We start from the raw sequence: 25022 nt of genomic DNA, 5'->3' as shown, positions 1-25022 counted from the left end.
CGCAGGCGCCAATCCTTCAAGCCGTTTTCTTGACCTTGGCGGCGCGGATGCTCTCGGCGGCGCGTTCGAGGCGGGCGAGACCCTCGCGGGCTTCTTCGGCGGTGACGACCAGCGGCGGAAGCAGGCGGATGACGTTGTCGCCGGCCGGCACGCCGAGGAGATGCGCGGCGCGGATCGCCTGCAGCAGTTCGGTCGAGGGAACGGCCGCCTTGACGCCGAGCAGCAGGCCCTCGCCTCTGATTTCTTCGATCACATCGGGATAACGGTCCTTCAGCGAGGCGAGCCCCTGGCGGAAGACCAACGCGACATCGCGCACCTGCTGGAGGAAGCCGTCGGCGAGAATGACATCGAGCACGGCGCTGCCGACGGCCATGGCCAGCGGATTGCCGCCATAGGTCGAACCATGGGTGCCGGCTTTCATGCCGGAGGCGGCCTCCGCGGTGGCAAGGCAGGCGCCGAGCGGGAAACCGCCGCCGATGCCCTTGGCGACAGCCATGATGTCGGGCGTGATGCCCGACCATTCATGAGCGAAGAGTTTGCCGGTGCGGCCGACGCCGGTCTGGACCTCGTCGAGGATCAGCAGCAGGCCGTTCTCGTCGCAGATCTGGCGCAGCGCCTTCATGAATTCGGGGGTGGCGGGACGTACGCCGCCCTCGCCCTGCACCGGCTCGATGAGAATTGCCGCCGTCGCATCGGTGACCGCGGCGCGGACCGCTTCGATATCGCCGAACGGCACCTGATCGAAACCCGGCGCCTTGGGGCCGAAGCCTTCGAGATATTTCTCCTGGCCGCCGGCGGCGATCGTCGCAAGCGTGCGCCCATGGAAGGCGCCTTCAAACGTGATGATGTGGAAGCGCTCGGGATGGCCCTTGGAAAACTGATAGCGGCGCGCCGTCTTGATCGCGCATTCGAGAGCCTCGGCACCGGAATTGGTGAAGAACACCTTGTCGGCGAAAGTGGCGTCCGTCAGGCGTTTGGCCAGGCGCTCCTGGCCGGGGATCTCATAGATGTTGGAGAGGTGCCAGACCTTGTCGGCCTGCTCCTTCAGGGCGGCGACCACATGCGGATTGCCGTGGCCGACCGACGTGACGGCGACGCCGGCGCCGAAATCGAGATAACGCTCGCCGCTTTCGGTGATCAGCCACACGCCCTCGCCTCGCTCGAACCGCAACGGGGCACGAGAATAGGTGTCATAAAGCGGCGCGGCTTCTGCCATGGCGCGGGTCTCCCGATCAGCGTTGTCAATCACCGGACTCCGGCTAAGAAAACCAGGCCCGAAAAATCAAAAATGCCGCCTTGCGGCGGCGACCAGCACTATTTCCTCTTCGCGCTGCAATGTCAACAAAACTGCGCCCTTAGCGCATGCAGCAAGCTTGTACAGCGGCATTTCCGGCCTTCAACAGGCATTATTGCAGAAATGACACGCACAGGCAGCAAGTTGGGGAAAACTCCGAATTCGATTCATCCGGATTCCCGCGACTCTTGTCACGGAGTCAGGCTCACACTAGGTTAAAGTTCAATTACTAGACTGCATGCGGCGGAACTAGTCACCAAAATTGATCAGGCGTTTCCTGTTTCGGAGGCTTCCGGGACAACGGTGAGGGATTCTGCCATCACCAACGCAGAAGGTGGAGACAGGGCATGAACTGGACAGACGAGCGGGTCGAGAAACTCAAGAAGCTGTGGTCCGAAGGGCTGAGCGCCAGCCAGATCGCGGCACAGCTTGGCGGCGTGAGCCGAAACGCCGTTATCGGCAAGGTGCACCGGCTGAGCCTGCCGGGCCGTGCCAAGGCCGGCGGCACGGCGACGGCGGCGCGCACGCCGAAGCGCCAGACATCGACGCCGCGCGCGCCGAGCTACGCCTCGCGGATCACCACCCGCACCGTGACCCGCCAGCAGGGCGCAACGATGCTGAAGGAGGAGATCGAGGTCGATGCGGTCGAGGACATGGAATATGTGCCGGCCGGCAACGTGGTCGTTCCGATTTCCCGCCGCCTCGGCCTGACCGAACTGACCGAACGCACCTGCAAATGGCCGGTCGGCGATCCGCTCAAGGACGATTTCCACTTCTGCGGCTGTGAATCTCCTGACAATTCGCCCTATTGCAGCTATCATCAGAAGCTCGCCTACCAGCCGATCAACGAACGCCGCCGGGCGGCGGCGCGGGTCAGCTGAGCGGCCACGCCATCGTCAGAATGCAGAAGACGGGCCGAGTGGCCCGTTTTTTATTGGTTGGAGTGGGAAGCTGTAGGTTTTTCCTCGACGCTGTGCGAATTCGGGCTGCGGCTTCTCTCGTGCTCTTCGCATGGATCCGAGGGTCAGGCCCCTGGGATGACAGAGGAGAGGTGGTGCCTAGACGCATAAGCCTCGCCGGCGCGATGAAGTTACGGCAGAAGCGCCGCTTCACAAGCTACGTCAGCGGTGCGTTTGGCGAGAACGCCAACCCACACTCCGTCATCCCAGGGCTTGACCCTGGGATCCACAACCAGGCACCCGGCTTCGATAATTTCCCTGCAGTTGAATGCCATCGCTCCTCCCGCAGCGCCAGCCGCATGGATCCCAGGGTCAAGCCCTGGGATGACGGAGGAGAGGTGGTGCCTGGATGACAGAGGTGAGCTGGTGCCCGCTCATACGCCGCGCCGGTGCGATGAAGGCCTGGGAAAGGCTGCACCGGCGGAACGCCAACCCCACACTCCCTCAGCCTCAGGCTTCCATCGAATAGCCGGCGCCGCGGACGGTGCGGATGACGTCCTGCATGTTGGAGAAGTTCAAGGCCTTGCGCAGGCGGCCGACATGGACGTCAACGGTGCGTTCGTCGACATAGATGTCGTGGCCCCAGACGCCGTCGAGCAGCTGCGAGCGGGAGAAGACGCGGCCCGGCGACGACATCAGGAATTCCAAGAGGCGGAATTCGGTCGGGCCGAGGCGAACTTCGCGGCTCTTGCGATGGACGCGATGGGTTTCGCGGTCGAGCTCTATATCGCCGCATTTCAGCACCGAGGACAGCACCTCCGGGCGGGCACGGCGCAGCATGGCCTTGACGCGGGCGACGAGTTCGGGGGTCGAGAACGGCTTGACGACGTAATCGTCGGCGCCGGTGGACAGCCCGCGGACCCGCTCGCTCTCCTCGCCGCGCGCCGTCAGCATGATGATCGGCAGCCGCTCGGTTTCCGGCCGCATGCGCAGGCGCCGGCAGAGCTCGATGCCGGAGACGCCGGGCAGCATCCAATCGAGGATCAGGAGATCGGGCGTGCGCTCCTGAAGCCTGATCTCGGCCTCGTCGCCGCGCAGGATGGTATCGACCTCGAAGCCTTCCGCTTCGAGATTATAGCGGAGAAGCACGCTGAGGGCCTCTTCGTCTTCAACAACTGCAACTCTCGGGATCATGCGTGTCCGTCTCCTCGCGCACGATCCTTAAACCGGGAATGATTTAAGCAAGGGATCCCGCGCAAAATCAGAAATTGGCTGCGACCGCTTTGCGCGCCCGGACGGGCGCGCACGCAATGGGCTGGTTCGGCACGGTTATTCCGTGGCGGCACCGACGGTGTTGGCGCTGTCGTCCTTCGGACGGTCGCCTTCCGGCTGGGCGCCGGTCGCCATGTAGTAGATCGTTTCGGCGATATTGGTCGCGTGGTCGCCGATGCGCTCGATGTTCTTGGCGCAGAACAGAAGATGCGTGCAGCTCGTGATGTTGCGCGGATCTTCCATCATATAGGTCAGGAGTTCGCGGAACAGCGACGTGTACATCGCGTCGATCTCGTTGTCGCGTTCGCGGATGGCATTCGCCTTGTCGGCGGCGCGCGTCGTATAGACGTCGAGCACTTCCTTGAGCTGGACAAGCGCCAGCTCGGACAGGTGCTCGAGACCGCGGGCGAGCTTGCGGGGAACGCCGGTGCTCTGCACGGCGATGACGCGCTTGGCGGTGTTCTTGCCGAGGTCGCCGACGCGTTCGAGATCGGCGGCGATGCGGATCGAACCCATGATTTCGCGCAGGTCCGAGGCCATCGGCTGGCGGCGGGCGATGGTGACGATCGCCTTGTCGCCGATCTCGCGCTCGGTGTGATCGAGGATCACATCGTCGGAAATGACCTTCTGCGCCAGCGCGGTATCACCGTTGACCAGCGCCCGGACGGATTCGGCGACCATCTGCTCGGCCAGGCCGCCCATCTCGGAAATCCGCCTGGACAGGAACTTCAGATCATCATCATAGGCAGAATAAATATGTGTCGATGCCATGGGGCTTTGTCCTCGAATAACGGGAAGGCTTCGGATAACCGCAATCAGCCGAAGCGACCCATGATGTAGTCCTGGGTGCGCGGATCGTCCGGATTGGTGAACATCTTGTCGGTGTCGTTCTCCTCGACGAGGTTGCCGAGGTGGAACATGGCGGTGCGCTGCGACACGCGCGCCGCCTGCTGCATGGAGTGGGTGACGATGACGATCGTGTAGTTCTCGCGCAGCTCGTGGATCAACTCCTCGACCTTGGCGGTGGCGATCGGGTCGAGCGCCGAGCAGGGCTCGTCCATCAGGATGACCTCAGGGCTGACGGCGACGGCGCGGGCAATGCACAGGCGCTGTTGCTGACCGCCGGAGAGGCCGGTGCCGGATTCATGGACGCGATCCTTGACCTCGTTCCAGAGGCCGGCGCGCTGCAGGCTGGTCTCGACGATCTGGTCGAGATCGGCCTTCGATTTGGCCAGTCCATGGATGCGCGGGCCGTAGGAGACGTTTTCATAGATCGACTTCGGGAACGGGTTCGGCTTCTGGAAGACCATGCCGACGCGGGCGCGCAGTTCGACGACGTCAATGTCAGGATCATAGATATCGTCGCCGTCGAGGGTGATCTTGCCGGTGACGCGGCAGCCCTCGATCGTGTCGTTCATGCGGTTGAGGCTTCGCAGGAAGGTCGACTTGCCGCAGCCCGAAGGGCCGATCAGCGCGGTTACGGTGTTTTCGCGGATGTTCAGGTTCACATCGAAAAGCGCCCGCTTTTCGCCGTAGTAAACCGAGACATCCTGTCCGATCATTTTATACGGGACGTTGCTCATCTTCTGATCCAGCGCCTTTTCAACTGCAGCTTCCGTCAACATGTTCATGATGTTTAACTCCGTTTACCAGCGGCGCTCGAAGCGACGACGCAAGAGAATGGCGCCCATGTTCATGATGATCAGGAACAGAAGCAGGACGATGATGGCACCCGAAGTACGTTCCACGAAGGCACGTTCGGCCTCGTTCGCCCACATATAGACCTGCACCGGCAGGGCCGTCGAGGGATCGAGCGGTGTCGCCGGCACGTTGGCGACGAAGGCGACCATGCCGATCAGGAGCAGCGGCGCGGTTTCGCCGAGCGCGTGCGCCAGGCCGATGATCGTGCCGGTGAGGATGCCGGGCATGGCAAGCGGCAGGACATGGTGGAACACCATCTGCATCTTCGAGGCGCCGAGACCCAAGGCTGCGGCGCGGATCGAGGGCGGCACGGCGCGCAGGGCCGCGCGCGTGGCGATGATGATCGTCGGCAAGGTCATCAGCGCCAGCACCAGGCCGCCAACCAGCGAGGCCGAGCGCGGCAGGCCTACGAAGTTGATGAAGACGGAAAGGCCGAGCAGACCGTAGACGATGGAGGGCACGGCGGCGAGGTTGTTGATGTTGACCTCGATCAGGTCCGTCAGCTTGTTCTTCGGCGCGAACTCCTCGAGGTAGATCGAGGCGGCAACCCCGATGGGCAGGGACAGCGCCAGCACGATCAGCATCAGGTAGAGCGAGCCGATGAGGGCGACGCCGAGGCCGGCAGCCTCCGGACGGCTGGAGTTGCCGTTGACGAAGAGGCCGGTGTTGAACTGCTTGTGGAGAGCGCCGTTCGCCTTCAGCTGGTTCATCCAAGTCAGCTGCTTGTCATTGACCTTGCGGTTCTTCTCGTCGACGGAGAGATCGATCTGGCCCTTGTTGGCACTGTCGATATTGGCGTCGGCGAGCAGCGAGACATTGACCGTCTTGCCGATGAGCGAGGGATCGGCGACGACCATGTCGCGCAGCTGGATCGGCGCGCTCTTGGAGAGCATGGCGGATGCATCGCGCACGTCAGGCTTGCTCGAGGCGTTGATATCCAGCTGCTTGACGATCGCGTCGCGCAGGAGAACCGGGTAATTGGCCGCGATCAGCACCGAAGGGTCGGCCGCCCGCTTGTTGCTGGGGTCGATCGTCTTCTCGGTGAATTCGATCGGCAGGGTGATCGCGGTCTGCTGAAAGGCGGTATAGCCTTTGCCGATCACCGTCCACAGCAGGATGAAAAGGAAGACAAGGCCGAAGGAAATGGCGGCGATGCCATAGGCCTGGAACCGGCGCTCGGCGGCGTAGCGGCGCTTGATGCCGATATCGCGGCGCGCCGGCGCCTTGGAGATGGTGACGCCTGTTGTGGGAGAAACAATATCCGTCATTCGTACTGCTCCCGGTATTTGCGCACGATGTAGAGCGCGTAGATATTGAGGCAAAGCGTGATGCAGAACAGCGTGATGCCAAGAGCAAAGGCAACCAGCGTCTGCGGGGAGGTGAACTCGAGGTCGCCCGTCAGCTGGTTGACGATCTTGACGGTCACCGTCGTCATCGGCTCGAAGGGGTTGATCTGAATGCGCGCCGCGACACCGGCGGCCAGCACGACGATCATGGTTTCGCCGATGGCGCGCGAGGCGGTCATCAGCAGCGCGCCGACGATGCCCGGAAGGGCTGCCGGCAGGACCACCCTCTTGATGGTTTCGGAGCGGGTGGCGCCGAGACCGAGCGAACCGTCACGCAGAGCCTGCGGCACAGCGGTGATGATGTCGTCCGACAGCGAGGAGACGTAGGGGATGAGCATGATGCCCATGACGATGCCAGCGGTCAGAACGCTCTGCGCCTGGATGAAGTTGGTATAGTTGCCGGAGAGCAAGCCGCTGATCTGAGCCGAGAAATCGCGCAGGAAGGGGCCGACGGTGACGAGGGCGAAGAAGCCGTAGACGATCGTCGGAATGCCGGCGAGCACCTCGAGAAGGGGCTTGGCAACGCCGCGCACCTTTGGCGAGGCGTACTCGGCCATGTAGATGGCGGCGAAAAGGCCGACCGGTACGGCGACCAGCATGGCGACCAGGCCGATATAGAGCGTGCCCATCAGCAGCGGGATCAGGCCGAACTGACCGAAGGAAGAGCTGCCGGCGCCGGCAAAGCGCGGATCCCAGACGGTTCCGAAGAAGAAATCGCCGGCGGGAACGACTGCAAAGAAGCGTGTGGCTTCCGACAGCATGGACAGCACGATGCCGATCGTCGTCAGGATGGCGATCGAGGAGGCGAGCAGCAGACCCCAGAGCATGACGCGCTCAACGCGATTACGGGCCCGGAAGCGGGGTGCGATGGCGCGCAGCGCGTAGAAGGCGCCGGCAACGGCCAGAACGAAGACGATCGCGGTCATGGCGATGCGGCTCGTCAGGCTCATGGCGTTGAGCTTCTTGGCGGCCTCGACCATGTAAGGCTGCGGCTGGCCGGCGAGCGGCACACCCTTCTCGCTGAGCTTGGCCTGCAGGGCAGCCGGATCGTTTGCGACCGCGGCCGCTTCGTCCGAAGTCAGCATCGTCAGGCCGCGGGCGACCGTCGCCACCATCGAATAGTTCAAATCCTGCTCGACCGCGACCTGGGCCTTGACATCGTCAGGGAAAGCATTGCGAACCGAGGACTGGATGATGCCGGGGCTCACGGAGAGCCAGACGCAGAGAACGATGAGGGCGGGAAGAACGGCCCAGATCGCAGCGTAAGCGCCGTAATAGGCCGGGCGTGAATGCAATGCGGAGGACCTGCCCCCGGCAAGTGCCGCGGCACGGCTGCGCGCGACCAGATAGGCGGCGGCGCCGATTACCACAAGGCACAGAAGTATGACGGATGTGCTCATTCGTTACGTCCCCAGGCCCGCAGCCCCCATAAAGCCCGGCGGTTCATCGAACCGCCTTCGGCTTCCAACCATTGGAGAAGGAATTCCAGCCCCGCGTATCCCGGCACGCCCGGACGCAAGGCAGTGCCGGCGCGGCATCGAGACGCCGCGCCGGCAAAGTCATCACATAGTCTTGCCGGCTTCGACGTCCTTGCGGATCGCTTCGCGCTCGGCATCCGGGGCGGCAACGAGACCGTATTCGGCGAGCGGGCCGTCGGGGCCGATCATCTGGTCGGATACGAAGAAGTTGACGTATTCCTTCAGGCCCGGGACGGCGCCGAGATGTGCCTTCTTGACGTAGAAGAACAGCGGACGGGAAACCGGGTAGGTGCCGTTGGCGATCGTTTCCGTCGACGGAACGATACCGTTCACGGTCGCGACCTTCAGCTTGTCGGCATTGTTTTCATAGAAGGAAAGGCCAAATACGCCGACCGCGGTCTTGTTGGCGGCGATGCGAGACAGCGTCTCGGTGTAGTCACCGTCGATGTCGACTGCAGCGCCGTCCTTGCGAACTGCGACGCAAGCCTTGCCCTGAGCGGCCTTGTCCGATACGGCGGCCTTGATGACTTCTGCGGCGCCCGAGGCTTCGCAGCCAGCTGCCAAGACCTTTTCCTCGAAGACTTCGCGTGTGCCGTGCTTTTCGCCCGGGATGTAGGCAGCGATATCGACAGCCGGGAGCTTCGGGTTGACTTCCGACCACTTCTTGTAGGGGTTGGCGACGAGCTTGCCGTCGACGACGACCTGGGCAGCCAGCGCCTTGTAGATGTCGGCCGGAACGTAGGCGACGTCGGGGTTGCCGGAATCGGTGGCGAAGACGATGCCGTCATAACCGATCTTGACTTCCTGAATGTCGGTTACGCCGGCGGTCTTGCAGGCTTCGATCTCGCTCTTCTTGATGGCGCGAGAAGCATTGGCGATATCGATGGTATCTTCACCGACGCCCTTGCAGAATTCCTTGAGGCCGGCGCTCGAGCCGCCGGATTCGACGACCGGCGTCTTGAAGTTGGTGAATGTTTCGCCGAACGACTCAGCAACGATCTTGGCGTAAGGCAGGACGGTGGACGAACCAGCAATTTGAATCTGATCGCGGGCAACGGCGGCGCCAGCGAAAGCAGCAGTTGCAGCGAGCGCCGCAACGGTGAGCTTGAGGGTGTTCATTTGAAATCTCCCGGCATTGGACTTGTGTGAGTGCGGCCTATGAGAGGCCCTCGCATTGCCTTTTTTCATTGGCCGGACTCTCTTAGCGCTGTAAGCACCGTCCTTTTATGTCAAATCGGTGAAACATTTGTGACAGGTTAATGCGCTGTTTTATAACGATAAATTTTATGGATCCCGCCTGAACGTGTCGACGGTTGGCAAAGTTTGGGTCGCCGCTCGACCTTGCATTGCAGTTTACCACACGTAGCCCGGCGGTTGCGGAAAGGCATCCTGGCCCTTCCCGCCTGCATTCTTTCATTCAGGTCCGCCCGTGGGATCTGCCCCTCATCCGCCTGCCGGCACCTTCTCCCCGTTTTGACCGGGAGAAGGGGATATGCCGCGACCTCTCCGTCCCACCCAAAAATCTCGCCAGGGCACGTCCCCTCTCCCCGTCATTACGGGGAGTGGGTTAGGGTGAGGGGCAATCGCGCGGCACGCCATCGTTATTAACGCACGGCTGGAAAGAACCGCAAATCCATTGCCTCGACGCGTTCGATCAGCCGCCCGTCGCAGATCGCAACGAACCATCTCCCCGTTTTATGGGGAGAGGGGACCACGAGAGATTTCACCTCAGAAGCGCACCGTAAAATCAGTGCCTTTACCCACCTCCGATCTGACGATCAGCCGTGCCCGGTGGCGGGTGAGGATATGTTTGACGATGGCGAGGCCGAGGCCGGTGCCCTTCTTCGAGCGGCTGTCCTCGATGCTGACGCGGTAGAAGCGTTCCGTCAGACGCGGCACGTGCTCGGCCGGTATGCCCGGCCCCTTGTCGACGATGCTGACCTCCACCGGTCCGCCGGCGCCATTCTTCAGCCGGACGTCGACGACCTTGCCTTCCTGACCGTATTTGCAGGCATTTTCCATCAGGTTCTCGAAGACCTGGACGAGCTCGTCGCGGTCTCCCAGCACCTCGACCCTGCCGTCGGGCAGATGCAGGTTGATGTCGACGCCGACGTCTCTTGCCAGCGGCACCAGCGAGTCGCGGACATGGCCAAGCAGCGGTACCAAATCGACCTTCTCGTCCGGGGCGATGTGCGATTTCAGCTCCAGGCGCGAGAGCGACAGGAGGTCGTCGACGAGCCTGCTCATGCGCGTCGTCTGATCGAGCATGATGCCCAGGAACTGCGCCTGCGCCTTCTGATCGTTCTTCGCCGGGCCCTGGATCGTCTCGATGAAGCCGCGCAGCGAGGCAAGCGGCGTGCGCAGCTCGTGGCTGGCATTGGCGACGAAATCCGACCGCATGCGGTCGATGCGGCGCACTTCCGATATATCGCGGAAGGACAGGATGAAAAATCGCTCACGCTGTCCGTCGGCCTTGAATTCGACGGGCGCGCTGCGGACGATATAGACCCGCTCGGATGGCAGCCGCTCGGCATGTTCGATCTGGTTTGGCGCATTGGTGGCGATGGTTTCGCGCACCATGTCGAGCACACCGGGCGAGCGCAGGCGGGCCGATATATGGGCGCCGAGCGCAACCTCGCCGAAGGCCTTTTCGGCGGCGCGGTTCTGGAAGAGCACCGAGGCATCGTCCGACAGCACCATGACGGGAATATCGAGGCCGGCAAGCGTGGCGGAAACGTCTTGCAGGCGGCTCGGCGGCGTTTCCGGCTCCGTCTCCTCCGGCTCGGCCGGCTCCACTTTCAGCACCGGCGCCTCGTTGAACAGCGCGGTCAAGCTCATGACGAGCAGGAGGACGAGCACGACCCACTTGTTCATGCCGGCGGCAAGAGCAATCAAGGCGCTGAGGATGGCCGCAAGCAACACCGGCCGTTCGCGCCGGATGCGCGCCAGGAGACTTCTTCTCCACGGGATTTCGTCTGGCAAGGGGGCCTCGCGGCGTCGATTCGTTTTTCTTTATATTGAACTCTGCCTGATAGCGGCAATTCATGACAGAAGTTTTCGGCTGGCGCCGCTTGAAGCGAAAGACCGCAGCGCGAGCGCGAGAAATATCGCCGGCGTGACGCGAAAGATTTGATTTTCAACGGCAACTATGTTCGCCTGCGCAGAGAGCCACCAGCGCAGGAGGAGCACATGGGCGAGGATGTCGAAAGCAGGGCCGTGGAACTGGATATCCGCGGCAAGAAGCGCATCTTCGACGTCGACGATCCTGTTCTGCCGGACTGGGTGAAGGAACAGGCGCTGGAATCCGCCGAATTTCCCTACAAGAAGAAACTCAACGAGGAGGACTATCTCTCGCAGCTGAAAAAGCTGCAGGTCGAGCTCGTCAAGGTGCAGTTCTGGCTGCAGGCGACCGGCAAACGGGTAATGGCGCTGTTCGAAGGGCGGGACGCGGCCGGCAAGGGCGGCGCGATCTCGGCGTCGTCGGCGCATATGAATCCGCGCCTTGCCCGCGTCGTGGCGCTCGCCAAGCCGACCGAACGCGAACAGGGACAATGGTATTTCCAGCGCTATGTCGCGCAGTTCCCGACATCGGGCGAATTCGTCCTCTTCGACCGCTCATGGTATAACCGCGCCGGCGTCGAGCCGGTCATGGGCTTCTGCACGCCGCAGCAATATGAAGCCTTCCTCAAGCAGGCGCCGCAGCTCGAAAAGATCATCGCCCATGAGGGCATCTTCCTGTTCAAATTCTATCTCGATATCGGCCGGGAGATGCAACTCCAGCGGTTCCATGACCGCAGGCACGATCCGCTGAAGGTCTGGAAGCTGTCGTCGATGGATATCGCGGCGCTGACAAAATGGGGCGACTACAGCGAAAAACGCGACCGGATGCTGAAGGAAACCCACACGGATTTCGCGCCCTGGACCGTCATCCGCGCCAATGACAAGCGTCGTGCGCGCCTGCAGCTCATCCGCCACATGCTCAACCGGATGGACTATGACGGCAAGGACAAATCAGCGCTCGGCGAGGCCGACGAGCAGATCATCGGCTCCGGCCCGGGATTCCTGAAATAGACTGTCTGCCGCGGTAAAAAGCCGGTCACTGCCCTGGCAGGATGCGGATGGCGAAGAGGTTGACGCCGCGCGCCTTGCCGTCGAGATCGCTGTTGATCACAAGCGTGCCCGGCGAATTCGGGGCGAGCGAGCGGTCGAACTTCACCTGCAGCAGCGCATCCGACTTTTCGCGGGTGACGCTGAAACGATGGCGGGCGCAATTGCCGAGCGACTGGAAATTGCATTCGACCGTCACCTGCGTCGGCTCGTCGGTGGTCGACTGCAGCGTCAGCGCGATGGTCGAGGATTTGCCGGCAAGCTGCTGCAGCACCGAAGAGGGAACGCTGACGGAGATATTGCCGTCAGCCGCGCCGCTTTCGGAAATCAGGCGGACGGCGGGACCGTCATTCTCGGTGACGTTTTCGGTGCGGGCCCGCGGGCCGGTTGTGATCTTGTCGGCCTCGCCAGGCTTGAACACCGGGATCCAGTCGGCCGAGAAACTGTTCTGCGGATCGATGGTCACCGGCTGATCGGTATGGGTGGCGGCGTCGCCGGCGCTGTCGTCATTGCCGGTAAAATCCTCCGGCTGGGTGCTCGCCGGCGGATTGGCGACGCTGGTGTCGCGCTCAGCCGCCGTCAACAACAGGCCCGACGTATAGGCCCACCAGGCACCGATGCCGATGAAGGCGAAGAGCACGCACCAGACGAGAAGCCGCGAAAAGAACTTGCGCGGCTTGCGGCGGCCCGCAGCCCGCTCCGGGCGGAAATCCATGCTGGCGGCGCGCTGGCCGCGCTGCAGCCGCTCCTCGCCGAGCGGGGCGGCCGAGAGATGATCGGCGGTGCTCGCATGCACGTCGTCAAGGCGCGACTCGTCGCTGCGGTGCATGATCACGTCCGGGCTACGGGTCTCGCCCGCCGCCACGGGATTGTCGATCAGGCTGTCGATATCGGCCACATCCCCTCGGTGAGCCGGCGGCACCGGCATGTCGACGACCGGAGGTACCGGCACTTCAGGCGGCCGCTGGCGAGGGTGAAGCCGGTCGCGCTCCTCGCCTTCGATGGCATGAATGGTGGTTTCCAGCCGGTGGCGGTGGTGGGCGACGGCGTCGGCATCGGTGATATCCTGCTTGCGCAGGCCGGCTTCCAGCGCCTGGCGGGCCGACTGGTAGATCCTCGCTCGAACTTCCGGATTGTCGCGATCGGCATTTTCGAGCGCTGTTCTGATGGCCGTTTCTAATCCGCTCACTTCACGTCCTTCACCTTGAACCCGGCGTCGGTCCGCAATCCCCGCCGTTCTTCATCAAAATTCGGTAGCGGCAAGTGCGGCAAACCGCAAGCCTTGCAGGCCCGCCCGCCGTTGATCTCAGGCGATATTCGCCAGCTTTGACGAGCCGGCGGGCCTTCCCTATCCGTTCTGCAGGCCTGATATATCGGGCGGAAATCGACGAAGGCATGGCAGCCGCTCTTTTATCGGCTTTTCTTCTCTGCTAAGAGATTGACGTTTTCGTAAACGTCAATGCGAGCGGTAAACCATGGCCCTACCCCCGATCCTCAATGACAATCTCAGACTGCCGGTGATCGGCTCGCCGCTCTTCATCATTTCGCATCCGGCATTGACCCTGGCGCAATGCAAGGCAGGCGTTATCGGCGCCTTTCCGGCGCTGAACGCCCGGCCGGAAAGCCAGCTCGACGAATGGCTGGCCGAGATCACCGAGGAGCTTGCCCACCACAACGCCGCCCATCCGGAGAGGCCGGCCGCTCCCTTTGCCATCAACCAGATCGTCCACATGTCCAACAAGCGGCTGGAGCACGACCTGTCGCTCTGTGTCAAATACAAGGTGCCCGTTGTCATCTCCTCGCTCGGCGCCGTGCCGGAGGTCAACGCCGCGGTCCATTCCTATGGCGGCATCGTGCTGCACGACATCATCAACAACCGCCACGCTCATTCGGCGATTCGCAAGGGGGCGGACGGGTTGATCGCCGTGGCGTCAGGCGCCGGCGGCCATGCCGGCACGCTGTCGCCCTTCGCCCTCGTCCAGGAAATCCGCGAGTGGTTCGACGGGCCGCTGCTGCTTGCCGGCGCGATTGCGACCGGCGGCGCCATTCTTGCCGCAGAAGCCATGGGCGCCGACATGGCCTATATCGGCTCGCCCTTCATCGCCACGCAGGAGGCGCGCGCCGCAGACGCCTACAAGCAGGCGATTGTCGAAGGGGCCGCCGCCGATATCGTCTATTCCAACTATTTCACCGGCGTGCACGGCAATTATCTCAAACCGTCGATCATCGCCGCCGGCATGGACCCCGACAACCTGCCCGTCGCCGACCCCTCGAAGATGGATTTCGAGCAGGCCACCGGCGGCGCCAAGGCCTGGAAGGACATATGGGGCAGCGGCCAGGGCATCGGCGCCGTCAAGGCGGTGGAGCCGGTGGCAGATCTCGTCGACCGGCTGGAGGCCGAATACAAGGCTGCCCGCGCCCGCCTCTCGCTCTGAAGATCTTCCATACCCTCCCTCTTTTTTGCCAAAGGCATGACAGGGTGCTTGAAATCTTCAGACAATGCCTGTATCAGCGCCATGCAAATCGCAGGCCGCACGCTTCGGCCGCCAAAGTGCCGCTTTAGCTCAGTCGGTAGAGCACATCATTCGTAATGATGGGGTCACGTGTTCGAGTCACGTAAGCGGCACCATTTTCTTTATCCTTGAATTTGTTCACGAAATTGGCGATGGCCAGCAGCCTTCTGGGATTACCGTCTCCCGAAATGTTTTCCAATTTGATTTCATTCAGGAGACGTCACACGTTTCGACGTAAGCTCGCCGGAAGGATAGCTGACAATATCGAGGCTACGACGATAGTCAGCCGACCCCGAGGATATTCCATGCCGGCTGAACCTTAGTGATCAAGCCTGCCTCCAGCCCGGCCGACATATTGACGGGAAGCCCGTTCCAGGATCCTTCCTCCGGCGACGCGATGAGGACCTTTACCCGTTTCCCTGCCGACAGCGCTTCGAGGATCAACGCCTTGACCCTAGCGTTGGTTCTCTGCCTTTCGTGGCCCCGCCTGTAGCCGTCGAGGCGCTGCCTAAGGCCTCGTTGCGTCAAGCCTACGTACATGACGACGTCGTCCACGACGAAAGAGTAAACTCCGCCATCGGTTGGCGCTGCTGCATCCAAACGGAAGCTCTCATCCTCGCCGGGCGTCCACTCGCCAAGGAAACGGAACCCTGCACGAAGAAGCACTTCCCATGATGTCGGTGCGACTGTCGTCGTCGCTGCATCCTCTTCGACCTGGATGGACACGGGCTCGCGCTCGAGCTGGACCTCTTTCTTCAGACCTTCCGAGATCCCCGCATCGGCGAGAACTTTTCGAACATGCTGGTACCGAATCGCAAGGAGCGAGCTGATTTCGGTGCGAAGGTAACCTGCCCTCGCCAGCGCCCTAATCTTGTCGGACTTGGTCTCCAGTCCTGCCGTAACATCCTCGAATGATTGCCTGCCTGCCATCGACGATCGTCCCATCTGCCAGTGAAACCACTAACTCACTTCTTCTTATGGCCGAGTTCGGGCTGCGTTGTCACCGCGACGATTGCCGACAACTGCAAATTTGCAGATACGGCGAGCGGGCTGTATGTCTGATGCCTGCTCGCTCACCCACATATAAGTCTCTCTTAATAACCTGCGTCCACTAATCAGCCATCGCCGCTTGGCGGGCAAATCGCAATGGGTGCTGGGCTACTTCTCAAGGCAATCGGCCTGCCCCTTCGGCTTCACATGAGCGACTGATGTCGATCGAGGCCGAGCGGGCCAGTCAGATAGGAGTGACGGAACGCTGGTCCGAAGGAGCGGTACGAATTCGAGAAATGCGGTGATGGAAGGGAACGTCAATCAGGCCAACTTCCAGGAATACTGCGAGCGAGACCCGGGATACGAGACGGTCGCACCTAGCGGGAAATTGACTGTCGAGCAGTGCGTTGGCGATGTATATCAAAGGAGATGGTAAAGACACCTATCGTTCCACGGCCGATTGCCGCAAGGGCACCCTGTCCTTCTTTCCTTCTGACGGCGAACCGCTACACCTGATTTTCCCGTAACCAGAGAATGCAGATGTGTCGTGCGCCTCAGGCATGCCGCCGCTAATCAGGCAGTTCACGATGCTCTGGCCTCAGGCGGCGCGAAAGTTTAAAATGCTGGACGACGAATGACAGATCCCCGCAGGAACCTGCCGCTCCCGAACTGGTTCTCCCCTTGAGACAATAAGGATGGAGCAAACCATGGCCTGCAAACTCATCGCGATATCGCTTCTTTCCGTCGGCCTTGCCGGCTCGGCGCTGGCACAGACGACCGGGGGCGCGAATTCCAGTGGGCGGCTTTCGGTGGCGCCTGTCATCGGCGGCTCAGGGGACTCGGGCACGGGTTCGGCCGGGACCGGATCCGTCGGTACGGGCGCGGCCGGCACCGGCTCTGTCGGCACCGATCCCAGTACGACCGGCAGCACGACCGGCACTGGTGGCGTCGATCTCAACCGCGACCGCAGCACGATCAATCCCGGTGGCGTCAATCCGGATCTTCAGCAGGTGCCGGGTTGCACGGCAGGTACCGGCTCACTCAGCGAGGCATGCCGGCAGTGAGGTGAGCAGGCACCCGCCTCTGACAGAATGAGGGCCCGGCCGCGGTCGCGCCGGGCCTTCATTTCGGCTGCGTCGCTCAAAAACGACGGTTGCCGCGAGAATAGCTTTACCGACCGGCTTTCAGGTCGTAGAACTACCGCATCCCTCCGCACATGGCGATTGCCGCACCCAGCCAGCCAGCCGATATTTTCCGGCGTCCGCGGAGCACCCGAAGAGGATCGTCATGTCGAATGCTGCGCATCGCTCGAACCGCGTGCTTGTCGTCGCGACCATCATGGTGGCGACCTTCATGGTTGCCATCGAGGCGACGATCGTGGCGACCGCGATGCCGCGCATCGTCGGGCAGCTCGGCGGCTTTTCCTATTACAGCTGGGTATTTTCGGCCTTCCTGCTGGCGCAGTCGACGACGACGGTCATCTACGGCAAGCTTTCGGATATTTTCGGGCGCAAGCCGGTACTGATCGGCGGCATCCTAATCTTCCTCGCCGGCTCTTTGCTCTGCGGCTTTGCCTGGTCGATGATGTCGCTGGTGCTCTTCCGGCTGCTGCAGGGGCTGGGTGCCGGCGCCATCCAGCCGGTGACGATGACGATCATTGGCGACCTCTTCAAGCTCGAGGAGCGCGGCCGGGTGCAGGGGGCGATGGCGACGGTCTGGGCGACCTCGGCCGTCGTCGGGCCGCTGGCCGGCGGCATCATCGTCGACAATATCTCCTGGGCCTGGATCTTCTGGATCAACCTGCCGATCGGCATCGTCTCGATCGTCGCCTTCATGATCTTCGTGAAGGAGGACGTTGCGCACAAGCAGGCAAGGATCGATTATCTCGGATCGGTGCTGTTTTCGATTTCGATCGTGGCGCTGCTCGTCATGCTGACGGAGACGGATGCGGGCACCTCCATCCTGCTTTTGCTTTTCGCCGTGTTCGTGGTCGCGGGTATTCTCTTCCTCGCCCAGGAGAAACGGGCGCCGGAGCCGATCATTTCGATCGCGCTCTGGAGCCGCCGGCTGATCGCCACCAGCAACGCGGCGACGCTGCTTGCCGGCATGGCGCTGATCGGACTTTCCACCATTCTGCCGATCTATGTGCAGGGCGTGCTCGGCCGCTCGCCGATCGTTGCCGGCTTCACGCTGACCATGCTGATCGTCGGCTGGCCCCTGGCGGTCATGCTCTCCGGCCGCTTCTACAGGGCTTTCGGCATTCGCCGCACGCTGCGCGTCGGCAGCCTGATGTTTCCGTTCGGCGCCTGCTTCCTCCTGTTCCTGACGCCGGAAAGCTCGCCGGTTCTCGCCGGCACCGGCTCCTTCTTCATGGGCTTCGGCATGGGCCTGATCAGCCTGACGAGCATCGTGCTGGTGCAGGACAGCGTCGAATGGTCGATGCGCGGCAGCGCCACCGCGTCGATCATCTTTGCCCGCAGCCTCGGCAATACGCTCGGCGCCACCGTGCTCGGCGCCATCCTCAATGCCGGTATCGGCCATTATGCGAGCGGCGAAACGGCGGCCGCCCTTCATAAGGCGCTGAACCAGCCGACCGGCCTCTCGGCGCTCGCGGCCGATCCGGCGAGCCGCGGCATCTTCGATGCGGCCCTGCACTGGAGCTTCTGGGGCGTGGTCGTCGTCGCGGTGCTGACCTTCTTCACCACCTGGCTGATCCCGGTCGGCCATATCAGGAAACGCGAAGAGCCGGCGGTCGCCGGCGAAGCGGCCTCGCACTAGGTGTGTCGAATTCTTTCATGAGAGCGCCTAACGGCGGGTGTCCAAAACCCGCATGATCAGGCTGCGCCTTGCCTTGCGCGGGCCAAGATCGATATCGCTGACCAACTTGGCGCCGCCTTTGCGCCGCTCCAGGGTGATCTTGCGGCTGTGGAAGGCTTCGAGCTCGGCGCGATGCGCGACGCTGATGATCGTCACCGTCGGCATTTCTTCGATCAACGTTTCCATCATCCGGTCCTGGCTTTTCTCGTCGAGCGCCGAGGTCGCCTCGTCAAGCACGATGATATCTGGATGGTGCAGCAGCAGCCTGGCAAAGGCGAGCCGCTGCTTTTCACCGCCCGACAGGATCTGGTCCCATGGCGCGTCTTCCTCAATCCTCTCGTTCAGATAGTCCAGTCCCACCTTGGCGAGTGCAGCCTTGACCTCCTCCGCCGTCCAGCTGTCGGCGGCGCGGGGATAGGCGACGGCCCGGCGAAGCGTGCCGGACGGAATATAGGGCCGCTGCGGCAGCATGAAGAGGCGGCGGTCGGCGTGGAAGTCGACGCTGCCGTGACCCCAGGGCCAGAGGCCGGCAATGGCACGCACCAGCGTGCTCTTGCCCGAGCCGGATTCCCCGGCGACGAGCACCCGCTCGCCCGGCGCGATCTCGACCTGGGTTTCCTTGACCACGGCGGTGCCGTCGTCGAGCGATACGGAGAGATCGTTAAGGTTCAGGATCGCATTGCCCTCGGTTTGACCGTGCTTGATGCGCCTCAGTGCATCGCTCTGTTCGGCGCGCTCAAGGCCGTCGAGCGACGCCATCAGCGAGGCGATGCGCCGCGCACAGGCGTTCCAGTCGGCAAGACGCGGGTAGTTGTCGACCAGCCAGCCGAACGCGTTCTGAACGATGGCGAAGGCGGAGGCGGCCTGCATGATCTCGCCGAGCGTCATTTCGCCGTGAAGAAACTTCGGCGCACACAGCAGCAGCGGCACGACGGGGGCAATCAGCATCGACCCGTGCGACACGAAGGTCGTGCGCATGTGCTGGCGCGCAAGCAGCGCCCATTGCTTGAGCACGTTGGAAAATGTCCTGTCGAGATCGCTGCGCTCCTCCTCCTCGCCGCCGAGCAGTGCGATGCTCTCGCCGTTTTCGCGCACGCGCGTCAGCGTGTAGCGGAGCTCGGCCTCCACCTGGTTCTTGACCTCCGATACCTGGACGAAGTGGCGGCCGATGATTGCGATCACGGTTGATGTGATCACGGCATAGAGAACCGCGGTGACGACGAGAAAGCCGGGAATGGTAATGGTCATCCCTGCGACCGGCAGGTCGAGCGCTCCGCCGATCGTCCACAGCACCACGATGAAGGTCGAGGCCGACAGGAATGCGGAAATGACGCCGGCGATGAAATCGACCGGCGCTTCGGTGGCAATGCGCAAGTCCTCCGAGATGCGGGCCTCGGGATTTTTGTGATCACCGCCGATCAGGTTCAGCTGATAATAGCGGCCGTTGGCGAGCCAGCGCGCGATAACCGCCGCCGTCAGCCAGGAGCGCCAGCGGCGCTGGATCATCATGCGAACATAGACTTGCGCGGTCACAAGCGCGACGCTTCCGAGCACGAGCGGCACGAAGACGGCGCTGAGGTAATAGACCGTGCCGGCGTCGTGCCGTTCGATGGCGTCGAAGATCCCCCGGTTCCAGCGATTGATTCCATATTGGAAACCGACATTCATGCAGATCATTGCCAGCAGAATGATCGAGCACGGCCAGGCAAACCTGTCGCCGCCGCGGCCCCAGTAGCGGCGGGCGCTGATCCAGAAACGCCTCAGCAAATATCGCTTGCGCGCCTGCTCGGCCTCCTCGGGCGTGAGGTCCGGACTGGGTTCGATGGCATCTGGCGGCGGGCCAGCCTCGACAGTCGATGCCTTCTCGGGGCGCGACTTCTCGGCACCGTGCTCCTCGGTGCCGTCGACCGATTTCGGTTTGAGTTTAGCGTCGGCCATAAGCTTGACAACGGCTTACAACTCAAAAGGTTTCATGCGGGCCGCGCCGGGCGCGGCATCGCAGGTCAAGACGATGAAGCGCAACCGCACCGGCGCCGTTACGACGCCTTGTCTGCGCCGATGACATTGCTGTCATTCGCCACGTTCTGAACAATCGCGATGGCGACCGGCGGAACTTCCCTGGCCTCTGTCGCGAGCGCTCATTGGAGAGATCGCCAGGAGTCATGATGAGAACCGGCAATCCGAGCGGCACAAGGATCCCGACCGGGGGGCTACAAGGCACGACTTCCGTCGTCCTTCGCTTATGCTCCTCACGCGCTCTCCGTCGCGATTTGTGGCAGGGATTGCAGCAGGGTCTGGCGGGCGGAGCGCAGGTGGACGCGGCAGGCTTTCTCGATGGCCGCCTGGTCGCCGGATTCGAGTGCGGCGATATAATCGAGATGTTCGTGGATGGCGCGCTCGTTGCGCTCGCGGGCGGCGGTCTTGTTCCACTGATAGTGATAGTGGAAGACGATGGCGATCGCATCGTAGAAATCGGCGATGAAGCGGTTCTTCGAGGCGCGGTGGATCAGGAGGTGGAAACGTTCGTCAAGGACGGAGAAATCCTTGAAGCGCTGGTTGATGTCGGCAAGCATGGCGTGATGTTCGTCGCGAATGGCGGCAAGATCGGTCCAGGCCTGGTTGTCGCGAGGAAGCCTGCCGAATTCGGCGGCCGAATGCAGCTCGAACATCTCGCGGACATCGGCGAGTTCGAGAGCGAATTCGCGGGTGAAGCCTTTCAGCGTCCAATGGCTGTTCGGCCGCTTTTCGATGAGGCCGAAGCGGGAGAAGCGGATCAGGAATTCGCGCACGCTCGTCGTGCCGGTGCCGATCTCGCGCGCAAGCTCCAATTCGTTGATCTGCATGCCGGGGGCGGCGTCATCGGCCAGGATGCGCCGCATGAAACTGCGCTCGATGATGTCATGCAGCGAATCCGTCTCTTCGGAGGGAAAGAGGTCGCGGTCGGTGGGCTCGCGCAGCACGATCTTCTGACGTTTGTTCCAGCGGATGATGCCTTCATCGCTGAGGCGTGTGAGGATGGCGCGCGCGGTGGAGCGGCTGACGCCGAGCTGGGCGGCGATCTCCGGCTCGGACGGGAGCGCGGTATCCGTGCGCAGGGCCGCGGCGTACCTGTTATAGGCTTCCTTGAAGACCGTGTTCTGCCTTGCCATCAGATCCCCGCTTTCCGCCCGCGCGCCGCAGCCGCCATCCCGGCTCTCAAAGCAGGACGGGATCGGGTCGGGGCTTGTCCAAACGACCTTTAGCTTATTTCCGGCCGCCTGCGGCGCATCGCCTCCCTCGTCCACAGGATCAATATTCCCGTTGACTTGAAAATGTTTATTGTAGATAAAAAACAAAATCAATGCGCATTTGCCATGCGGCGGGCGCTCCCGAAAACAGCTCACACTTTTTCGGCATCGTGCTCTAGGGAGAAGAGATTGGACAAGCAGCCTTGGATCATCCTGTCGGCCGGCGACAATGTCGCGGTCGCAACGGCCGCCATCGCGCCGGGCTCGATGGTTGCCGGCGTCGAGGCCCGCCAGAAGATCGAGCCGGGCCACAAGGTGGCGATCGCCGATATTCCGCTTGGAGCCGCCGTGGTGAAATACGGTCAGGCGATCGGCCGCACCACGGCCGAGGTCAAGGCCGGCGACCATGTGCACAGCCACAATCTGCATTTCGAAAACGACCGGCTGGCCGCCACCGCCAATTCGGCGCCGGAAAAAGCGACCGCCGAAGACAAGGCGCGCACCTTCATGGGTTATCGCCGCGCCGACGGCCGGGCGGCGACCCGCAATTATATCGGCATCATCGCCAGCGTGAACTGTTCCACCACGGTCTGCCGGGCGATCGCCGACGAGGCAAACCGGACGATCCTGCCGCATTATGAAGGCATCGACGGTTTCGTGCCGATCGTGCACGACCAGGGCTGCGGCATGAGCTCGACCGGCGACGGCATGAACGTGCTGCACCGGACACTGGCCGGTTATACGCGACATGTGAATTTCGGCGGCGTGCTGATGATCGGCCTCGGCTGCGAGGTCAACCAGCTGACGCTGTACGGCCAGAGCGGCGCCGGCGCCTCGAAGCGGCATTTCAACATCCAGGACGCCGGCGGCTCGCGCCGCGCGGTCGAGCGCGCCATGGGCATGCTGCGCGAAATCGCCGCCGATGTCGGCAGGGAAAAGCGCGCGCCGATCCCGATCGGCGAGATCATCATCGGCCTGCAATGCGGCGGTTCGGACGGCTTTTCCGGCATCACGGCCAATCCGGCGCTCGGCGTGGCCGCCGATCTGCTGGCCGCGGCCGGCGGCACGGCGATCCTGTCGGAAACCTCGGAAATCTATGGCGCCGAGCACCTGCTGCGCAGCCGCGCCGTCAGCGACGACGTAGCGAAAAAACTCGACGAGAAAATCGCCTGGTGGGAGGCGTATGTGGCGCTGCACGGCGCCTCGCTCGACAACAACCCCTCGCCCGGCAACAAGCGCGGCGGCCTCACCACCATTCTGGAAAAATCGCTCGGTGCCGTCGCCAAGGGCGGGCGTTCACCGCTGACGGCCGTCTATGGTTATGCCGAGCGGGTGACGGCCCCCGGCCTCGTCTTCATGGACACGCCCGGCTACGACCCGGTCTCGGCAACTGGACAAGTGGCCGGCGGCGCGAACATGATCGCCTTCACTACCGGCCGCGGCAGCTGCTTCGGCTGCCGGCCGGCGCCGTCGCTGAAGCTTTCCAGCAATTCGGCGCTCTATGCGGCGATGGAAGAGGATATGGACATCGATTGCGGCACCATCGCCACCGGCGATGCGACGATCAGCGGCAAGGGCCGCGAGATCTTCGACCTGATCATCGAGACGGCCTCGGGCAAAAGGACGAAGAGCGAACTCTTCGGCTATGGCGACAATGAATTTGTGCCCTGGCATCTCGGCGCAACGCTCTGATGTGAAATAGAAAATTGCAAGGCTTGCCGAGGAGGCATGATGAAGACGAGACGGATCGGCAAGACCAAGCTCGAGGTGACCGAATTCAGCTTCGGCGCGGCTGCGCTCGGCGGCCTCTACCGCGCCTGCCCACGCGAGCAGGCAATGGAAACCCTGCAGGCCGCCTGGGACAGCGGCATCCGCTATTTCGACGTCGCACCCTGGTACGGGCTCGGCCTTGCCGAACGGCGGGTCGGCGATTTCCTGCGTGACCAGCCGGATGCTTCCTTCGTGCTCTCCACCAAGGTCGGCCGGCTGCTGCGGCCGGTGCCGACGGGAACCGTGCCTGACTACAGCTATGTCGATCCGCTCTCCTTCGATGCCGATTATGATTATTCCTATGACGGCATCATGCGCTCGGTGGAGTTCAGCTATGCCCGCCTCGGGCTCAACCGCATCGATATTCTCTACGTGCACGATATCGGCGGCTATACGCATGGCGCGGCGAAGAACGCGGTCTATCAGAAGCAGCTTCTCGATTCCGGCGTGAAAGCGCTCGAAGAGCTGAAATCGTCGGGCGCCATCTCCGCCTTCGGCCTCGGCGTCAACGAGGTTCCCGTCTGCCTCGACGTCATGCGCCATGCCGATCTCGACTGCATCCTGCTTGCCGGCCGCTATACGCTGCTCGACCGCTCGGCGGTCGCCGAATTGCTGCCGCTCTGCCGCCAGAAGGGGACCTCGCTCGTCGTCGGCGGCGTCTTCAACTCCGGCATCCTCGCCACCGGCCCGGTGCCAGGTTCGCATTTCGATTATATGCCGGCCACCGAAGAGGTGCTCGCCAAGGTCGGCGCCATGGAGGCGATAGCCAAGCGTCACGGCGTGCCGCTCGCGGCAGCCGCCATGCAGTTTCCACTGCGCGACCCGATCGTCGCCTCGGTGCTGATCGGCACGGCGAAGGCTTCGAGCCTGACGCGCAACATGGAAATCGTCGCGCCGCAGCTGCCCGACAGCATCTACGGCGAATTCGAGCCCTATACGCTGGTCGCGCCGCCGCTCGGCGCCGAAGCGGTCCGCGTCTGAGGAAGAAGATATGCTCAAAGGAATTCATCCACTGCTCGGCCCCGACCTGCTCCATGCGCTGAAGACCATGGGGCACGGCGACGACATCGTCATATCGGACGCCAATTTTCCCTCGGGCTCGATGGGTCCGCCGGTCATCCGCGCCGACGGCGTCAGCGCCACCGCCATGGCCGAAGCCATTCTGACCCATATGCCGCTCGACACCTTCGTGCCGGAGACGGCATGGCGGATGGAGGTGGTCGGCGATCCCCAGGCCGTGCCCGAAGTCTGCGCCGAATTCCAAGAGATCGTCTCGAGGCGCGCCGGCGATTTTCCCATCGTCCCGGTGGAGCGCTTCGCCTTCTATGCGATGGCGCGCAAGGCGGCCTATATCGTCGCGACATCGGAATTCCGCCTGTATGGCAACCTGATTTTGAAGAAGGGCGTCGTGCATCCCCATGAGGTTGAATTCGGCCGGTAGCTATTTTAGGCTATCGTGGTATTGAAATAAAATCAGTAGCTTGAAAGGAGTTTTCAGAAGCGAAAAAGCGAGATCGACACCCTTGCAATTTGAATGCGCCTCGGCTAGCTTCTGCCTGCAAATGTTTTTTATCGATAAAAACCTTCCGCCAGCGTTCAGCGGTCCGG

21 protein-coding genes and 1 tRNA gene are annotated in these 25022 nt (G+C 62.7%); 10 read left to right on the top strand and 12 right to left on the bottom strand.

Going from position 1 to position 25022, the window contains the following annotated elements:
- Positions 1-16: 16 nt before the first annotated feature.
- Positions 17-1216: an aspartate aminotransferase family protein gene (locus tag J2J99_RS02735; RefSeq protein ID WP_168295192.1), complete on the bottom strand. Its 1200-nt coding sequence runs from the start codon at positions 1214-1216 to the stop codon at positions 17-19.
- Positions 1217-1641: 425 nt separating this feature from the next.
- Here J2J99_RS02735 and J2J99_RS02730 point away from each other — a divergent pair, with 425 nt between their 5' ends.
- Positions 1642-2175 carry a GcrA family cell cycle regulator gene (locus J2J99_RS02730; RefSeq protein ID WP_168295193.1) on the top strand — a complete coding sequence of 178 codons (534 nt, stop codon included), beginning with the start codon at positions 1642-1644 and terminating at the stop codon, positions 2173-2175.
- A gap of 173 nt (positions 2176-2348) precedes the next feature.
- On the top strand, positions 2349-2606 hold the full coding sequence (locus J2J99_RS02725) for a hypothetical protein (protein ID WP_168295194.1): 258 nt from the start codon (positions 2349-2351) through the stop codon (positions 2604-2606).
- Between the two features lie 97 nt (positions 2607-2703).
- Here J2J99_RS02725 and phoB read toward each other — a convergent pair whose 3' ends face one another.
- From phoB to phoR, 7 genes are all read right to left on the bottom strand, one after another.
- The gene (gene phoB / locus J2J99_RS02720; RefSeq protein WP_004672768.1) at positions 2704-3387 is read right to left on the bottom strand and encodes a phosphate regulon transcriptional regulator PhoB; all 684 of its coding nucleotides are present in this window, start codon (positions 3385-3387) and stop codon (positions 2704-2706) included.
- A gap of 135 nt (positions 3388-3522) precedes the next feature.
- Positions 3523-4236, bottom strand: a complete 714-nt coding sequence (gene phoU / locus J2J99_RS02715) for a phosphate signaling complex protein PhoU (RefSeq protein WP_168295195.1) — start codon at positions 4234-4236, stop codon at positions 3523-3525.
- Positions 4237-4280: 44 nt separating this feature from the next.
- Positions 4281-5096, bottom strand: a complete 816-nt coding sequence (gene pstB / locus J2J99_RS02710; RefSeq protein WP_168295196.1) for a phosphate ABC transporter ATP-binding protein PstB — start codon at positions 5094-5096, stop codon at positions 4281-4283.
- A 15-nt stretch (positions 5097-5111) separates the two neighbouring features.
- Positions 5112-6434 (bottom strand): phosphate ABC transporter permease PstA, encoded by a 1323-nt coding sequence (gene pstA, locus J2J99_RS02705; RefSeq protein WP_168295197.1) that lies wholly within the window; start codon positions 6432-6434, stop codon positions 5112-5114.
- Positions 6431-7912 carry a phosphate ABC transporter permease subunit PstC gene (gene pstC, locus J2J99_RS02700; protein WP_168295198.1) on the bottom strand — a complete coding sequence of 494 codons (1482 nt, stop codon included), beginning with the start codon at positions 7910-7912 and terminating at the stop codon, positions 6431-6433. Before pstC ends, pstA begins: the two co-directional genes overlap by 4 nt.
- 162 nt (positions 7913-8074) lie before the next feature.
- A complete protein-coding gene (locus J2J99_RS02695) occupies positions 8075-9109 on the bottom strand; it encodes a substrate-binding domain-containing protein (RefSeq protein WP_168295199.1) in 1035 nt (344 codons plus the stop codon).
- 609 nt (positions 9110-9718) lie between these two features.
- Positions 9719-10939, bottom strand: coding sequence for a phosphate regulon sensor histidine kinase PhoR (gene phoR / locus J2J99_RS02690; protein WP_168295480.1), 1221 nt, complete (start codon positions 10937-10939; stop codon positions 9719-9721).
- 240 nt (positions 10940-11179) lie between these two features.
- Here phoR and ppk2 point away from each other — a divergent pair, with 240 nt between their 5' ends.
- Complete coding sequence (gene ppk2, locus J2J99_RS02685) at positions 11180-12061, top strand: polyphosphate kinase 2 (protein WP_168295200.1); 882 nt, start codon at positions 11180-11182, stop codon at positions 12059-12061.
- A gap of 25 nt (positions 12062-12086) precedes the next feature.
- Here the strand turns inward: ppk2 and J2J99_RS02680 are convergent, their stop codons facing one another.
- The gene (locus tag J2J99_RS02680; protein ID WP_168295201.1) at positions 12087-13286 is read right to left on the bottom strand and encodes a regulator; all 1200 of its coding nucleotides are present in this window, start codon (positions 13284-13286) and stop codon (positions 12087-12089) included.
- A gap of 286 nt (positions 13287-13572) precedes the next feature.
- Here J2J99_RS02680 and J2J99_RS02675 point away from each other — a divergent pair, with 286 nt between their 5' ends.
- Together J2J99_RS02675 and J2J99_RS02670 are read left to right on the top strand one after the other, a co-directional pair.
- The gene (locus J2J99_RS02675; protein ID WP_168295202.1) at positions 13573-14532 is read left to right on the top strand and encodes an NAD(P)H-dependent flavin oxidoreductase; all 960 of its coding nucleotides are present in this window, start codon (positions 13573-13575) and stop codon (positions 14530-14532) included.
- Positions 14533-14650: 118 nt separating this feature from the next.
- A tRNA-Thr gene (locus J2J99_RS02670) sits at positions 14651-14726 on the top strand.
- A gap of 166 nt (positions 14727-14892) precedes the next feature.
- Here J2J99_RS02670 and J2J99_RS02665 read toward each other — a convergent pair.
- Complete coding sequence (locus tag J2J99_RS02665) at positions 14893-15540, bottom strand: GIY-YIG nuclease family protein (RefSeq protein ID WP_168295203.1); 648 nt, start codon at positions 15538-15540, stop codon at positions 14893-14895.
- 767 nt (positions 15541-16307) lie between these two features.
- Between J2J99_RS02665 and J2J99_RS02660 the strand changes: the two genes are divergently transcribed.
- Positions 16308-16664: a hypothetical protein gene (locus J2J99_RS02660; RefSeq protein WP_168295204.1), complete on the top strand. Its 357-nt coding sequence runs from the start codon at positions 16308-16310 to the stop codon at positions 16662-16664.
- Positions 16665-16887: 223 nt separating this feature from the next.
- Positions 16888-18378, top strand: coding sequence for an MDR family MFS transporter (locus tag J2J99_RS02655; protein ID WP_168295205.1), 1491 nt, complete (start codon positions 16888-16890; stop codon positions 18376-18378).
- A gap of 27 nt (positions 18379-18405) precedes the next feature.
- Here the strand turns inward: J2J99_RS02655 and J2J99_RS02650 are convergent, their stop codons facing one another.
- Together J2J99_RS02650 and J2J99_RS02645 are read right to left on the bottom strand one after the other, a co-directional pair.
- Positions 18406-20355: an ABC transporter ATP-binding protein/permease gene (locus J2J99_RS02650; RefSeq protein ID WP_168295206.1), complete on the bottom strand. Its 1950-nt coding sequence runs from the start codon at positions 20353-20355 to the stop codon at positions 18406-18408.
- Between the two features lie 311 nt (positions 20356-20666).
- Positions 20667-21566: a GntR family transcriptional regulator gene (locus J2J99_RS02645; RefSeq protein ID WP_168295482.1), complete on the bottom strand. Its 900-nt coding sequence runs from the start codon at positions 21564-21566 to the stop codon at positions 20667-20669.
- Positions 21567-21833: 267 nt separating this feature from the next.
- Here J2J99_RS02645 and J2J99_RS02640 point away from each other — a divergent pair, with 267 nt between their 5' ends.
- From J2J99_RS02640 to J2J99_RS02630, 3 genes are read left to right on the top strand one after another with little or no spacing between them, the layout of a single operon-like run.
- The gene (locus J2J99_RS02640; protein ID WP_168295207.1) at positions 21834-23336 is read left to right on the top strand and encodes a UxaA family hydrolase; all 1503 of its coding nucleotides are present in this window, start codon (positions 21834-21836) and stop codon (positions 23334-23336) included.
- Between the two features lie 39 nt (positions 23337-23375).
- Entirely contained in the window at positions 23376-24395 is a 1020-nt protein-coding gene (locus J2J99_RS02635; protein WP_168295484.1) for an aldo/keto reductase, read from the top strand.
- A gap of 10 nt (positions 24396-24405) precedes the next feature.
- A complete protein-coding gene (locus J2J99_RS02630; RefSeq protein WP_168295208.1) occupies positions 24406-24855 on the top strand; it encodes an RbsD/FucU family protein in 450 nt (149 codons plus the stop codon).
- The last annotated feature ends 167 nt before the right edge of the window (positions 24856-25022 follow it).

Source organism: Rhizobium binae (assembly GCF_017357225.1).
GTDB lineage: Bacteria > Pseudomonadota > Alphaproteobacteria > Rhizobiales > Rhizobiaceae > Rhizobium > Rhizobium binae.
Note: the sequence above shows the minus strand (reverse complement) of the source record. Positions and strands in the feature narration are given on the sequence as shown.